The following is a 14,572-nucleotide window of genomic DNA, read 5'->3' as shown; positions in this document are numbered from 1 at the left end:
AGATTTATCAATGCACCTGCACATTCTTGGCATCTGCGGCACCTTCATGGGCGGGCTGGCGCTGATCGCGCGCGCCGCCGGCCACAAAGTCACGGGTTGCGACGCGGGCGTTTACCCGCCGATGAGCACCCAGCTTTCCGAACAGGGGATCGAGCTGATCGAGGGCTTCGGCGCGGAACAATTGGCGCTCAAGCCGGACTTGTACGTCATCGGCAACGTGGTCAGCCGCGGCAATCCGCTGATGGAAGCCATTCTGGAATCCGGGGCGCGCTACGTGTCGGGTCCGCAATGGCTGGGCGACAACATCCTGCCGGGCGCGCATGTGCTGGCTGTGGCCGGCACGCATGGCAAGACCACCACCAGCTCGATGCTGGCCTGGGTGCTGGAAGCCGCGGGCCTGGCGCCCAACTTCCTGATCGGCGGCGTGGCGCAGGACCTGCACGTTTCCGCCCGCTACGATCCGGCGCGCCGCCCCTTCGTGATCGAAGCCGACGAATACGACACGGCATTCTTCGACAAGCGGTCCAAGTTCGTCCACTACCGACCCCGGACCGCCATCCTGAACAACCTAGAATACGATCACGCCGACATCTTCCCCGATCTGGCTGCCATCGAAACCCAGTTCCACCACCTGGTGCGCACGATCCCCGGGTCGGGCCGCATCGTCCGGCCGACGCACTCGGACGCCCTGGATCGCGTGATTGCGCGAGGATGCTGGTCCGATACCGTCACGTTCGGGGCCGACGGCCATTGGCAGGCCTCGCCGCCCGACGCGGACGGCGCCTTTGAAGTCATCCGCGCCGGCGAGCGTGCCGGCACGGTGCGCTGGACGCTGACGGGCGAACATAACCGCATGAACGCGCTGGCCGCCCTGGCCGCCGCCGAGCACGTCGGCGTGCCGGCAGAACAGGGCATCGACGCCCTCACCCGCTTCGGTGGCGTCAAGCGCCGCATGGAACTGCGCGGGACGGTCAACGGTATCAAGGTCTATGACGACTTTGCCCACCACCCCACCGCCATCGCCACCACCCTTGAAGGTTTGCGCCGCCAGATTGGCGCCGCGCGCATCCTGGCCGTGCTGGAGCCGCGTTCCAACACCATGAAGCTGGGCACCATGGCCGCCCGTCTGCCCGAGGCCCTGGCAGACGCCGACCTGGTGTTCTGCTTTGGCGCCAACGAGGGCAAGCATGCGCTGGGCTGGAACCCGGACGAGGTGCTCGCGCCCCTGGGCGGCCGGGCTTCCAGTTACGATGACATCGGCGCGCTCGTGGCCGCGGTCGCCGGCGCCGCCCGCCCGGGCGACCAGGTGCTGGTCATGAGCAATGGCGGCTTTGGCGGCATTCATGGCAAGCTGCTGGAAGCGCTGCAGGCGCGCGGCTGAATCCGCCGCCGGCCGATCGCGCGGGCCCAGCCGGAACTGGCAGACCCACCCGACCGGCCTCAAGGCCAGCTCCAGCCGGCCTCCCGCAACGCAGACGGAAACAGCAAGCAATGATTCTCTATCTACACGGTTTCCGGTCGTCGCCTGATTCCTTCAAGGCACGCATGATGGCGGGCACCATGGCCGAACGCGGCCTGAACGAGGCCTGGGCCTGCCCGCAACTGCCCGCCAGCCCGCGGGAAGCGATCGACCTGGCAATGGGCATGGCGCGCGAACGGCTGGCCAACGCCGACTCGCCGCGCGAATTGACCGTCATCGGCTCGTCGCTGGGCGGTTTCTACGCCACCTGGATCGCCGAGCAGCTGGGCTGCAAAGCCGTGCTGCTGAACCCCGCCGTCAACGCCGCGCGCGACCTTGCCACCCAGGTCGGCGAGCACCACATGTATCATTCCGGCGCGCCGTTCGTTTTTTTGCCCGAGTATGTGGCTGAACTGGCCGCCATCCATGCGCCGCGCATCACGCAGCCCGACCGGTATTTCCTGGTCGCCGCAACGGGCGACGAAGTGCTGGACTGGCGCGAAATGCGCGACCGGTACGCAGGCTGCCGCCAGCGTATCGTGCAAGGCAGCGACCACGGCTTGTCCGATTTCGCGGACTGGATGCCGGAAGTGCTTGAGTTCGCCCTAGGCGGCAAGCCGGTACGCCCTTGATAATCAATATCGACTTTCAACACCCCTAAAGCTGCGCAAGGCGGCGCAAGGCCGCCGCCCAGGACGATCCCCACCATGTATGTGTTTTACGAAGACGACGGCAGCTTCAAGGCCGGCCATATCCTGTCCGAGACCGACGCCAGCCTGCAGGTGGAGTCGGAATCGGGCAAGCGCAGCAAAATCAAGCGCGCCAACACCCTGTTCAACTTCGCCTCGCCGGACCCGGCGGCCCTGATGAGCCAGGCGGCCGCCACGGCCGAGACGCTGGACCTGCAATTCCTGTGGGAATGCGCGCCTCAGGAAGAATTCGACTCGCCCGCCCTGGCAGCCGACTACTTCGGCCACGCCCCCACGCCCGTCGAACAGGCCGCGCTGCTGATGCGCCTGCACGGCGCGCCGGCTTACTTCCATCGCCGCGGCAAGGGCCGCTACCGCCCTGCCCCGCCCGACATCCTGGCCGCCGCGCTGGCCGCGCTGGAAAAGAAGCAGCGTCAGGCCGAGCAGCAGCAGGAATGGGTCGACGAAATGGCCGCCGGCCGACTGCCCGAGCCGATCGCGCAGGCCGCCGAATCGCTGCTGATCCGCCCGGACAAGAACTCGCAGCAATGGAAGGCGCTGGACGCCGCATGCGCCAAGCTGGGCAAGACCCCGGACCGCCTGCTGCTCGAACTGGGCGCCTGGCCGCACGCGCTTGCGCTGCACAAGCGCCGCTTCCTGGCCGTCAACTTCCCGCGCGGACTGGCCTTCCCCGACGTGGAACTGCCCCCCATCGACCGCGAACTGCCGCTGGCCGATGCCGAGATCTACTCCGTGGACGACGTCACCACCACGGAAATCGACGATGCGCTGTCGGTCTCGACCCTGCCGGACGGCCGCGTGCGCGTCGGCATCCACGTCGCCGCGCCGGGCCTGTCCGTCACCCGCGACAGCGAACTGGACAAGCTGGCCCGCGCCCGCCTGTCCACCGTCTACATGCCCGGCGACAAGATCCCGATGCAGCCGGACAGCGTCATCCAGGCGTTCTCCCTGGACGCCGGCCGCGAAGTGCCCGCGTTGTCGCTGTACGTCATCGCCAATTCCGAAACCGGCGAAGTCATCGAATCGGAAACCCGCCTGGAACGCATCGTCGTGCGCGAAAACCTGCGCCACAACATGCTGGACACCCAGGTCACCGAGGCAAGCCTCGCGGACCCGGCGGCCGATCTGCCCTACGGGCACTGGCTGCGTCCGCTCTGGAAGCTGGCCCAGGCCTTGTCGGCGCAACGTGAAAATGTGCGCGGCAAGCCGGAAAACAACTCCCGGGTCGAATACAGCTTCTATCTGGACGGCAACCCCGACGATCCCGACACGCCCGTGCGCCTGGTCCCGCGCCAGCGCAACGCGCCGCTGGACCGCATGGTCGCCGAGTACATGATCCTGGCCAACAACCTGTGGGGCGGCCTGCTGAACCAGCACGGCGTGCCCGGCATCTACCGCTCGCAACAAGCGGGCCGCGTGCGCATGAGCACGCAGGCGCTGCCGCACGAAGCCATCGGCGTCCCGCAATACGCGTGGAGCACGTCGCCGCTGCGCCGCTATGTCGACCTGGTCAACCAGTGGCAGCTGATCGCCGCGGTGGAACACGGCGTTTCCGCCCGCCTGATCGCCCCCTTCAAGCCGCGCGACGCAGACCTGTTCGCCATCATCGGCGCCTTCGACGCGCAATACGCCGCCTGGGCCGAGTTCCAGAGCGCGATGGAACGCTACTGGTGCCTGCGCTGGCTGAAACAGAACGGCGTGACGCGGACGGTGGCGCATGTGCTGCGCGAGGATCTCGTGCGGTTTGCGAATGCGCCGCTGGTGACTCGGGTGGGTGGGATGCCTGAGTTTGAGCGGGGGACGGCTGTTGAAGTGGATATTCTGGGGATGGATGAATTGTCTCTGGAGTTGGATTGTCGGTTTGTGGGCGAAGTTAAAGGGGAATCTGCGTAGGTCGCGGTTGGTTTTCGTCGGTCGCGTAACGTCTTCGTAGGTCGCGTCCGGTCTTCGTAGGTCGCGTCCGGTCTTCGTAGGTCGCGTCCGGTCTTCGTAGGTCGCCCGACGCCGCGGTCACCGTGGGCACGATCGCCCACGATTGCGGTCCGGAGCCTTCGCTCCGGACTGCCCCGTCGTCATCTTCGTCCGCCTTCGGCTCCCTTCAGATTCCCTCGGGCGCATCGACGGCGCTCGCACCCACGGTGCCCGCGACGCCGTGCTGCGAGGGTCTTTGGTATGTGGCGCTACAAGACCTGTGGTCAGGGCAGGGGATCTGCGGGGCCGCCGAATTGCTGCCGCCCGGGCGGCGGCAATCGGCATCGGGTCGGTGGGACGTCGCGAGGGGTGCGCTTCGCGCTGGCGGTGATTGGTTTGCTAATGGTCCGCCTCACGTTGGGGGTGGGCGGTGATGGGCGGCGCGGCGACGGGTTGCCACAGCTTGCCGATCTGTTCGCGCCGCCCATCGGGCACTTGAGTTCAAGGGACGATTAGCGGCGACTGGTGCCCGTCTATGTGGGTGTCAGACACCAGAGCGCCACCCACTCGCGAAGCGTCATCATCACGCCGCAAGACGCCGTCTACGTCCCCGACGGTGTCTGACACCCGAGAAGCACCGTTCAAGCCTGTAGCCCGTCTATGAGGGTGTCAGACACCTCGCCAGGATGGGTGTCTGACACCCAAGAAGCACCTTTCAAGCTTGTAGCCCGTCTATGTGGGTGTCAGACACCAAAGCGCCACCCACTCGCGAAGCGTCATCACCACGCCGCAAAACGCCGCGTAAGTCTCCGGAGGCCGCCCGCGCGGCCGAACGGAGACGGGCAACGCAAGATGCTTCTAGCCAGAAAGTCTCTGCACAAAAATGCCAAGCACACCGACCGCCCCGCCGCCCACCAGATTTCTATTGCCAGAGTCCGGTGCGGTGGCGGCCCGGGGTGCGCGGGGCGTCGATAAGCCCGAGGGAATCTGAAGGGAGCCGAAGGCGGACGAAGATGACGAAGGGGGAGTCCGGAGCGAAGGCTCCGGACCGCAATCGTGGCCCCGCGCGCCCCGGGTCGCCGCCGTGCCGGACGCCTTAAGAACTCAACCCTCAACCGCCAAAAAGCTTCCAAGCACCATCAACACCCCCGCGCATCAACGCCCCCCGTTAAACTCCCCAGAAAAAAGCACAACAAAGGAGGAGCAAACATGCGCATTCTGCTGGTCGAGGACAATCTCGATCTTGGCGATGCCGTTGAGAGCAAGCTGCGTTCGGCGGGTCATAGTGTGCAGTGGGTGCGTGATGGCGTGCAGGCGTTGCGTTGGGGGCTGGATGAGACCTGGGACGCACTCGTGCTGGATATCAATTTGCCCGGCAAGGATGGATTCACGCTTATCCGAGAGTTGCGGGCGGCGGGTCTTGAGGCGCCTGTGCTCGTCATGACCGCGCGCGCCGAGATCGAAGACAAAATCGACATGCTGGATCTGGGCGCCGATGACTACCTGGTCAAACCGTTCGATCTGCGCGAGCTGGAGGCCCGGCTGCGCGCCTTGTTGCGGCGGCCTGCGGGGCAGACCACCAGTGTGGCGCATTACGGCAATCTCAGTCTGGATCTGGCGAATCGGCATGTCGAACTGGCCGGCACGCCGCTGGAGCTGGGGCGGCGGGAATTCCGGTTGCTTGAGATCCTGGTCGGCAAGCTGGGCCAGACCGTTGCCAAGGAACGCCTCATGAACCAGATCTTCGATCTGGACGACGGCTCGCTCAATGCGCTTGAGCTGCTTATCTCGCGGCTTCGCAAAAAGCTTGCGGGTGCGTCCGTGGATATCGTCACCGTGCGGGGCGTCGGGTATCAGGCCCGCAGCCATGAACATCCCTGAAAGCTTTTCCATCCGGCAGCGCGTCTTCACGTTGGGCGCGGTGCTGCTCGCCTGCGCGCTCATCGGGCTCGTGTTCTTTTTGCGCGGTTATGCCCAGCGCGCCGCCGAACAGGCGTTTGACCGGCTGCTCGCGGCCTCGGCGCTGACCATTGCCGGGTCCGTCCAGATCGAAGACAACGAAGTCACCGTCGAGCCGCCCGTGTCCTCGCTGGCGATGCTTTCCGGCGGCGAGCGTGTGTTTTATGAAGCGCGCACTTCAAACGGCAGGCTCATCACCGGGTACGGCGACCTTGCGCCCGGCCTGCCCCTCGCGCAGTCGGCCACGCCCGTTTTCACCTATCTCAGCTATCACGACGAACCCATCCGCGTCGCGACCGTTGGCCGCCTGGTCTCGGCCAGCCAGCATGCCGGCTGGGTCACCTTGCGTGTCGCCGAGACGCTGGGCTCGCGCGAGGCGCTGGCCGGCGAGATTCTTGGCCGCAGCGTGCTGCCGCTTGTCGTCGTGTCCTTGGTCGCGCTGGGCCTGTTGTGGTTTGGCGTGCAGCGCGCCTTCGCGCCGCTTGCCGTCGTCGAACGCGAACTGCGGCGGCGCGCGCCGGATGACCTGGAGCCGCTCGTCAAACCCGTCCCGCGCGAAGTGCGGCGGTTGATCGAAGCGCTCAACGGCTTCATGCAGCGGTTGTCTGGCGCCATGGACACGCTTAACACCCTGGTCGCCGATGCCGCGCACCAGGTCCGCACACCCCTTGCCTCGCTGCGCGCCCAAGCCGAGGTAGCGCTGGACGAGACCGATCCCCAGCGCCTGCACGCCCGGCTCGAACGCATTCATCTGAACGCCACCCACGCCAGCCAGCTCATCAACCAGCTGCTCATGGACGCCACCATCACCCACCGGCTCGGCAAGGGCGCCCGTGCGATGGTCGGCGTGGCTGAAACCGTCAACGAAACGCGCCGCCGCATTGGCCCGTTGGAGGCGCAGCGGCTGCGCATCGCCATTGCGCCCGAAGTGCGCCGCGCGCGCATCGCCGGCGATCGGATCGCGCTGCGCGAAATGCTGCGCAATCTGGTCGACAATGCCCTGCGCTACGCGCCGGACGGGCCGGTTGAGATCCAGGCCACGCCCGTTGCCGGCTATCGCGTCGCGCTCACTGTCTCGGACCGCGGTCCCGGCGTGGCCGACGACGAAAAGGAATCGGTGCAGCAACGTTTCTCGCGCGGCCGCGCCGGGGAAACGCTGCCAGGATCCGGACTGGGACTGGCAATCGTGCGGTCCGTCGCTGTCGCCCACGGCGGGTCGCTGTGGCTGCTGGACCGGCCCGGCGGCGGCCTGACGGCCCGCGTCGTCCTGCCGCTGGCGCGTGCCGGGGCCAACCGCGCGCTGATGGCGGCCGCCGCCGCGGTCTGCGCCGCCTGCCTGCTGCTGGCCGCGCCGTCCGCCGACGTGCGGGCCGCGGGCGTCGAGGTGACCGGCGCGGCAGCCCCGCCCGCCGCACCGCAGGTTGCCGGCATCCCCGAGATCATCACCCGCTATCCTGCCCCGCAACCGTCCTCTCGCGTCCTCACCATCGCCGGCCCCACGGACACGCCCGTCGTCGCCCCGCTGATTCAGGGTTTTCAGTCGCATCGCCCCGACGTCAGCGTCGTGTACCGCGAAATGGGCAGCCGCGAGCTCTACGAAGCTGCCATCGAAGGGCGATTGAAGGATGTGGACGTCCTCATGAGTTCCGCGTCGGACCTGCAGATCCGGCTTGCCAACGATGGCTATGCGCTGAGCTATGCCTCGCCCTACGCCGCGCGGCTTCCGTCGTGGGCAATTTGGCGGCACGAGGTCTACGGCTTCACGTTCGAGCCCGCCGTCTTCGTCTACAACCCCAAGCGTTTCGCGGAAGCTGAAGTGCCTCGCTCGCGCCAGGACCTGCTGCGCCTGCTGGAGCAGGATCCGTTGCGCCTGCGCGGACGCATCGGCACCTACGACATTGCTGCCAGCAGCCTGGGCTATCTGCTGGCCGAACAGGATGAGCTCGTCTCTTCCAACTTCTGGGGGCTGGCCAACGCCATGGGCCAGGCCGGCGTGCGGCTGGCGGCCACCAGCGCCGAAATCCTGGACGCCATCGAGCGCGACGAACTCGACATCGGCTACAACGTCCTTGGCTCTTACGCGCTGTCGCGCCAGGCGGCGGGCCGGCCCATCGGCGTGGTGTTTCCGCAGGACTATGTGCTGGTGCTGGCGCGCTCGGTCCTCATCGCGCGCACCGCCCCCAACCCCGACCTCGGCCGCGCCCTGGTCGACTGGCTGCTGTCGCCCGCCGGCCAGCAGGTGGCGTCCAGCCACGCCGCGCTGGGTTCCATCATGGAAGACACGCCGGGACGGTGGACCTCTGAAGCCGTGCTCGCGCGGTCGCAGGGCATCGTGCAGCCCGTGGTGCTGAGCCCCGCGCTGCTCGTTGGCCTGGACCAGCGCCGCCATTCCCGGTTCGTGCAGAACTGGATCCGGCTCGTCACCGACACGCCACAGCGTCCGTAACGCGACGCGCAGGCGCCGGCGTGGCCCAGAGATTTCCCCTAGCCGCCGCCTGCCGCCATGACAGGACGACGACAGACGCGCACTCCTAAGATGGCTGCACGCGGGCCCCAGAGCCCGCATCAAGCCAAATCCAATCGGAGACAACACCCATGCTTGCCAAGTCCAAACTGGCGGCCGCCTGCGCCGCCGCATTCGCCATCGCCTCGGGCAGCGCCTTCGCGCAGGCTGTGCCGGCGGGCTATCCGGCCGACTATCAGAAGGTCCTGGACGGCGCCAAGAAGGAAGGCAAGGTCGTCATCTATTCGACCACCGACACCAAGGCCGCCGGCCCCATCATCAAGGGCTTCGAAGCGATGTATCCGGGCGTCAAGGTCGAATACAACGACATGAACAGCACCGAGCTCTACAACCGCTACATCAGCGAACAGGCGGCGGGCGGCGGCAGCGGCGACATCGTCTGGAGCTCGTCGATGGACTCGGCCCTGAAGCTGGCCACCGACTACGCGCTGAAGTACAAGTCGCCCGAGGCCGGCAAGCTGCCGTCTTGGGCCGTCTGGAAGGATTCCGCCTACGGCACGACCTACGAGCCGGCCGTCTTCATCTACAACAAGCGGCTCATTCCCGCCAATGAAGTGCCCACCACGCACGGCGCGCTGGCCAAGCTGATCGCCAGCCAGCCCGACAAGTTCAAGAACAAGGTCACCACCTACGACATCGAAAAGTCCGCGGTCGGCTTCATGCTGGCGGTGCAGGACAAGGCCAACGATCCCAAGTACTTCGAGACCCTCAAGGACATCGCCAAGGGCGGCCTGGTCGTGCAGTCGTCCACCGGCACCATGATGGAACGCGTGTCCTCGGGCGAAAACCTGATCGGCTACAACATCCTGGGTTCCTACGCGGAGACCCGCGCCAAGAACGATCCGTCGCTGGGCGTGGCCTACCCCACGGATTACGCGCTGGTGCTGTCGCGCGTGGCGTTCATCAGCAAGAAGGCGAAAAACCGCAACGCCGCCAAGCTGTGGATGGACTACCTGCTGTCGCAGAAGGGCCAGGAAATCATGGCCAACCAGGCCGACCTGGCGTCCGTGCGCGACGACATCGAAGGCGACAACGACGTGGACGGCATGACCAAGAAGCTGGGTGCCTCGCTCAAGCCGATTCCGGTCGACGAAACGCTGCTGGACTACCTGGAGCAGAACAAGCGCCTGGAATTCATCAAGCAATGGCGGGCCGCAGCGGGCAAGTGATGCCCGGGCTCCGGGTGGCCTTGCTGCCCGGAGCCGCCGCAAACGCAGCGGACGGCGCGCCGTCCGCCTGACCCTGCCCCGGGGCCCTCGTCCCCGGCGGCGCGGCCACCGCGTCCTTCAAGACCACAGGATTTCCCATGCAGTCATTGCGCAGAAAATGGCAGTCCCTGCCACGCGGCGTGGTGGTGCTGATCACGGCGCTCGCCATCTACGTGCCGCTGTCGTTCATCATCATCCAGAGTTTTCTCTCGGCGCCCTTCTTTGCCCCGTCCAAGACCTGGAGTCTGGACGCCTTCCGCTTCATCTTCGCGGATCCCGATTTCTACAAGGCGCTACGCAGCGGCTTCATCCTCGCGTTCGGGCTGGCCGCCATCGCCATTCCGCTGGGCGGCATGCTGGCGTTCCTGATGATCCGCACCGACCTGCCGGGCCGCCGCTGGATCGAGCCGCTGATCCTGGTGCCGGTGTTCGTGTCGCCCATGGTGCTGGGCTTCGGCTACGTGGTCGCCGCTGGCCCCGTGGGCTTTTTCTCGACTTGGACGCAGAACATCCTGGGCTTCGTGCCCTGGAACGTCTATTCGCTGACCAGCATCGTCATCATCGCCGGCCTGACGCACGTGCCGCACGCCTACCTGTACATCTCGTCGGCGCTTCGCAGCATGGGGTCCGACGTGGAAGAGGCCGCGCGGGTGACCGGCGCCTCGCCGCTGCGGGTGATGGTGTCCGTCAGCCTGCCCATGGTGCGGCCGGCCATGCTGTACGCCACCGTGCTGCTCTTTTTCCTGGGCCTGGAAGTGTTCGGCCTGGTGCTGGTGCTGGGCGACCCGGAAGGCAACCTGGTGCTGGCCACCTACCTGTACAAGCTCACCAACAAGCTGGGCATCCCGTCCTATCACCTGATGGCCGCGGTGGCCGTGGTGCTGATCTGCATGACGATCCCGCTGGTGATGCTGCAACGCCGCCTGATGCGCACCGCCAACCGCTTCGTCACCGTCAAGGGCAAGGCCTCGCGCGCGCGGCCGCTGCCGCTGGGCAAGTGGCGCTGGGTCGCGGGCGGGGTCGTGGCGTTCTGGCTGTTCGTCACCATCATCGTGCCGCTGACGGGCGTGCTGCTGCGCGCGTTCGTGTCCAACTGGGGCCTGGGGGTGTCGCTCTTTGACGTGCTGTCGCTGGACGCCTTCCGTACCGTGTTCTCGCAGCCCAACCTGATGCGCGCCATCGTCAACTCGGTCGCCATCGGCGTCTTCGGCGGCGCGCTTGCGGTCATGTGCTACATGTTCGTGGGCCTGGCCATGCACCGCAAGCCGGACAACGTCACGCGCTTCATGGACTACAGCGTGCTGGTGCCGCGCGCCGTGCCGGGCCTGCTGGCCGGCCTGGCGTTCTTGTGGGTGTTCCTGTTCGTGCCGATGTGGCTGGACAAGGCGCTGGACGTGGACGAAGGCGGCTGGCTGTCGGCCCTGCCCTTCGCCGAATGGCTGCGCGAGAACTTCGTCGAATGGCTGCGCGCCCTGCGCAGCACCATCTTCAGCGTGTGGCTTGCGTACACCGTCGTGTGGATGGCCTATGGCTTGCGGCTCATCTCGTCGACCCTGCTGCAGGTGGGGCCCGAACTGGAAGAGGCCGCCCGCAGCGCCGGCGCGCGCCGCGGCCAGGTCACCCGCCACGTCACGGTGCCGCTGGCCAAGTACGGCCTGATCGGCTCGTGGCTGCTGATGTTCCTGATCTTCGAGCGCGAATACTCCACCGGCGTCTACCTGCTGTCGCCCGGCACCGAGACCATCGGCTCCATGCTGGTGTCGCTGTGGGCCTCGGGCGCCATCGACATCGTGGCCGCGCTTTCCTTCATCAATATCGTTCTGGTCGTGATCGGCCTGGGCATCGCCCTGCGATTCGGAGTCAAACTTCATGATTGAGCTTTCTGTAGAAGACCTGCACCTGGACTACGGCGACAACCCGGTGCTCAAGGGCGTGTCGATGCAGCTGCGCCAGGGCGAAGTGGTGTCCCTGCTGGGGCCCTCGGGCAGCGGCAAGACCACGTTGCTGCGCGCCGTGGCCGGCCTGGAAGGCCCCAAGCGCGGCCGCATCACCATCGGCAACCGCGTCGTGTACGACGGCGCGGCCCGCCAGGAAATCCCGGCCGAAGAGCGCAACCTGGGACTGGTGTTCCAGTCGTATGCGCTGTGGCCGCACAAGACCGTGTTCGAGAACGTTGCCTATCCGCTCAAGCTGCGCAAGACGCCGGGCGCCGAGGTGCGCGAGCGCGTGCAGGCCGTGCTGGACCAGTTGGGCCTGGGCAAGCTTGGCCAGCGCCACCCGCACGCGCTATCCGGCGGCCAGCAGCAACGCGTGGCCATCGGCCGGGCGCTGGTGTACAGCCCGCCCGTCATCCTGCTGGACGAACCCCTGTCCAACCTGGACGCCAAGCTGCGCGAGGAAGCGCGTGCCTTCCTGCGCGAACTCATCATCCGCCTGGGCCTGTCAGCGCTGATGGTGACGCATGACCAGAGCGAAGCCATGGCGATCTCCGACCGCATCCTGCTGCTGAACAACGGCAAGATCGAGCAGCAGGGCACGCCGCAGGAAATGTACGGCGCACCGTCCACCCTGTTCACGGCCGAATTCATGGGCAGCAACAACCGGCTGGACGGCAAGGTCACCGAGCTGCGCGACGGGCAGGCCCGCATCGAGGGCCCCGGCTGGTCGCTGTGGGGCAAGGCCGGCGCGGACGTCGCGGCGGGCCAGGACGCCACCGCGGTCATCCGGGTCGAGCAGGTGCGCCTGGCCGACGACCCGGAGGGCAACCACGTCGACATGCCGCTGCTGACCAGCATGTACCTGGGCGACCGCTGGGAATACCTGTTCCGCACGCCGGACGCCGATCCAGCCCGCGGCCTCGCCCTGCGCGCCTACGGTCCGGAAGGCCGCGAGCCCGGCCCCTGCCGGCTTGCGCTGCCCGCCGGCAAGGTCTGGATCTTTCCCCGGCCGACCGCCTGATCCGGTCTAGACCGTCCGTCCGAGGGCTGTTACAGCCGTCGGACGGAGCGCACCGCGCCGCTGGACTCGCCTTACAATGCGCTGGTGCAACACGCAGATTCCCCCTCGATGCTGAGCCGTTACCTGTGGTGGCTGGGCCAACCCGCCCAGCACTACCTGCGTATCGGCATCGCGATATCGCTGTTGGTGCACGCCGGCGCGCTGGCGTGGCGGTTCAGCGCGCCTGCGCAGACGCGGCCGCCCGTGACCAGCCTGGAAGTCGTGCTGCTGAACGCCCGCAGCGAGACCCCGCCTGAAACCCCGCGCACCGTGGCGCAGAACCAGATGACCGGCGGCGGCAACGCCGACCGCGGCGTGTCCACCACCCCGCTCCCCCAGACCGGCAGCTCGGCCGAGACCATCGTGCTGGAAGCCATGCGCCAGCGCCAGGTGCAGCTCGAAGCTGAACAGGCCCGGCTGATGACCCAGTTGCAGTCGCCGCACAACGCCGGCCCCGAGCGCCAGGCGGTCAATCCGTGGCCCGATGGCGCCGATGTCGGCCAGGACGCGCAGGATCAGGCCAGCGTCATCCAGAACGCCCAGGTGGCGGCGCTGGCGGCGCGGGTCCAGCAATACAGCGCCGAACCGCGCAAACAGTTCATCGCGCCCTCCGCCGACGCGTCCCGCTACGCCGCGTATCTGGATGCCTGGCGCACGCGCATCGAGACGGTAGGCACCCAGCATTACCCCGACGAGGCCCGCGGCCGCATCTACGGATCGCTGCGCATCACGGTGTCGGTCCGCGCCGACGGCAGCATCGCCGAGGTCGAGATCGACCAGCCTTCGCCGCATGCGGTCCTGAACCAGGCGGCGCGCCGCATCGTCCAGCTGGCCGCGCCCTTCCCCCCCTTCCCGCCCGATATCGCCCGCGATACGGACGTGCTGGTCATCACCCGCACCTGGCACTTCGTCAACGACACTCTGGAAACACAGGCCCCATGACCGAGGCGATTCCTCAAGCCCGCTACGCCGTCATCGGCAATCCCATCGCGCATAGCCGCTCGCCTCAGATCCACGCCATGTTTTCGCAGCAGACCGGCAAGCCGTTGCGCTACGAGCGCCTGCTTGCCCCGGTGGATGGGTTTGCCGGCGCCGTCGCCGAATTCGTGGCGGATGGCGGGCTGGGCCTGAATGTCACCGTGCCGTTCAAGCTTGAGGCTTATGCCCTCGCGGCGGACCACCTGTCGGCCCGCGCGCGGCTGGCCGGCGCCGTCAACACCCTGTCGTGGCGCGATGGCGTCTGGCACGGCTGCAACACCGACGGCGTGGGCTTGGTCAACGACCTGCTGCGGCTGGGCGTGCGCCTGTCGGGCGCCAACGTGCTGCTGGTCGGCGCCGGCGGCGCGGCGCGCGGCGTCCTGCAGCCGCTGGCCGAGGCCGGCTGCGCCCGCATCCACATCGTGAACCGCACGGCCGCCCGCGCCGAGGAACTGGCCGCGGCCTGGCGCGCCAGCGGCGTGTCGCCGCAGACCCAAGTCACCGTCGGCGCCCTGGCGAGCGCCGCCCTGCCCGGCGGCTGGAATCTTGTCATCAATGCCACCGCCAGCGGGCTGCAGAACGCCGCCCCCGACCTGCCGCCGGGGCTGTACGCCGACGGCGCCGCCGCCTACGACATGATGTACGGCGCGCAGCCCACCGCCTTCATGCAGCAGGCCGAGGCCGACGGCGCCGCGCTGACCGCCGACGGGCTGGGCATGCTGGTCGGCCAGGCGGCCGAGAGCTTTTTCATCTGGCACGGCGTGCGCCCGGATGCGGCGCCCGTCCTGACGGCGCTGCGCGAGGCGCTGGCCGCCGGTAGCTGAAC

General features: G+C 67.5%; 10 protein-coding genes. All 10 read left to right on the top strand.

Annotated elements, in window-relative coordinates:
* Positions 1-10: 10 nt before the first annotated feature.
* Positions 11-1,381, top strand: coding sequence for a UDP-N-acetylmuramate:L-alanyl-gamma-D-glutamyl-meso-diaminopimelate ligase (gene mpl, locus LN047_RS02895; RefSeq protein WP_373981131.1), 1,371 nt, complete (start codon positions 11-13; stop codon positions 1,379-1,381).
* A gap of 110 nt (positions 1,382-1,491) precedes the next feature.
* Positions 1,492-2,091 (top strand): YqiA/YcfP family alpha/beta fold hydrolase, encoded by a 600-nt coding sequence (locus LN047_RS02890; RefSeq protein WP_373981130.1) that lies wholly within the window; start codon positions 1,492-1,494, stop codon positions 2,089-2,091.
* 75 nt (positions 2,092-2,166) lie between these two features.
* Complete coding sequence (locus LN047_RS02885) at positions 2,167-4,062, top strand: ribonuclease catalytic domain-containing protein (RefSeq protein ID WP_223574178.1); 1,896 nt, start codon at positions 2,167-2,169, stop codon at positions 4,060-4,062.
* A gap of 1,227 nt (positions 4,063-5,289) precedes the next feature.
* Entirely contained in the window at positions 5,290-5,961 is a 672-nt protein-coding gene (locus LN047_RS02880) for a response regulator transcription factor (protein ID WP_056327800.1), read from the top strand.
* Complete coding sequence (locus tag LN047_RS02875; protein ID WP_373981129.1) at positions 5,948-8,485, top strand: extracellular solute-binding protein; 2,538 nt, start codon at positions 5,948-5,950, stop codon at positions 8,483-8,485. The genes LN047_RS02880 and LN047_RS02875 overlap by 14 nt, the downstream gene beginning before the upstream one ends.
* A gap of 149 nt (positions 8,486-8,634) precedes the next feature.
* Complete coding sequence (locus LN047_RS02870) at positions 8,635-9,732, top strand: ABC transporter substrate-binding protein (RefSeq protein WP_056327798.1); 1,098 nt, start codon at positions 8,635-8,637, stop codon at positions 9,730-9,732.
* A 137-nt stretch (positions 9,733-9,869) separates the two neighbouring features.
* Positions 9,870-11,648, top strand: a complete 1,779-nt coding sequence (locus tag LN047_RS02865; protein ID WP_062841569.1) for an iron ABC transporter permease — start codon at positions 9,870-9,872, stop codon at positions 11,646-11,648.
* Complete coding sequence (locus LN047_RS02860; RefSeq protein WP_373981128.1) at positions 11,641-12,729, top strand: ABC transporter ATP-binding protein; 1,089 nt, start codon at positions 11,641-11,643, stop codon at positions 12,727-12,729. The genes LN047_RS02865 and LN047_RS02860 overlap by 8 nt, the downstream gene beginning before the upstream one ends.
* Before the next feature lie 108 nt (positions 12,730-12,837).
* On the top strand, positions 12,838-13,710 hold the full coding sequence (locus LN047_RS02855; RefSeq protein WP_056327795.1) for a TonB family protein: 873 nt from the start codon (positions 12,838-12,840) through the stop codon (positions 13,708-13,710).
* Positions 13,707-14,570, top strand: a complete 864-nt coding sequence (aroE, locus tag LN047_RS02850; RefSeq protein ID WP_373981127.1) for a shikimate dehydrogenase — start codon at positions 13,707-13,709, stop codon at positions 14,568-14,570. The genes LN047_RS02855 and aroE overlap by 4 nt, the downstream gene beginning before the upstream one ends.
* The last annotated feature ends 2 nt before the right edge of the window (positions 14,571-14,572 follow it).

The organism is Achromobacter sp. JD417 (assembly GCF_041879325.1).
Lineage (GTDB): Bacteria > Pseudomonadota > Gammaproteobacteria > Burkholderiales > Burkholderiaceae_B > Achromobacter > Achromobacter mucicolens.
This window is presented reverse-complemented; position numbering and strand designations above follow the sequence as displayed.

Coding starts and splice junctions, on each gene's coding strand:
- LN047_RS02855 (WP_056327795.1), top strand. CDS start 12,838: ATGCTGAGCCGTTACCTGTGGTGGCTGGGCCAACCCGCCCAGCACTAC.
- aroE (WP_373981127.1), top strand. CDS start 13,707: ATGACCGAGGCGATTCCTCAAGCCCGCTACGCCGTCATCGGCAATCCC.
- LN047_RS02860 (WP_373981128.1), top strand. CDS start 11,641: ATGATTGAGCTTTCTGTAGAAGACCTGCACCTGGACTACGGCGACAAC.
- LN047_RS02885 (WP_223574178.1), top strand. CDS start 2,167: ATGTATGTGTTTTACGAAGACGACGGCAGCTTCAAGGCCGGCCATATC.
- LN047_RS02890 (WP_373981130.1), top strand. CDS start 1,492: ATGATTCTCTATCTACACGGTTTCCGGTCGTCGCCTGATTCCTTCAAG.
- mpl (WP_373981131.1), top strand. CDS start 11: ATGCACCTGCACATTCTTGGCATCTGCGGCACCTTCATGGGCGGGCTG.
- LN047_RS02880 (WP_056327800.1), top strand. CDS start 5,290: ATGCGCATTCTGCTGGTCGAGGACAATCTCGATCTTGGCGATGCCGTT.
- LN047_RS02865 (WP_062841569.1), top strand. CDS start 9,870: ATGCAGTCATTGCGCAGAAAATGGCAGTCCCTGCCACGCGGCGTGGTG.
- LN047_RS02870 (WP_056327798.1), top strand. CDS start 8,635: ATGCTTGCCAAGTCCAAACTGGCGGCCGCCTGCGCCGCCGCATTCGCC.
- LN047_RS02875 (WP_373981129.1), top strand. CDS start 5,948: ATGAACATCCCTGAAAGCTTTTCCATCCGGCAGCGCGTCTTCACGTTG.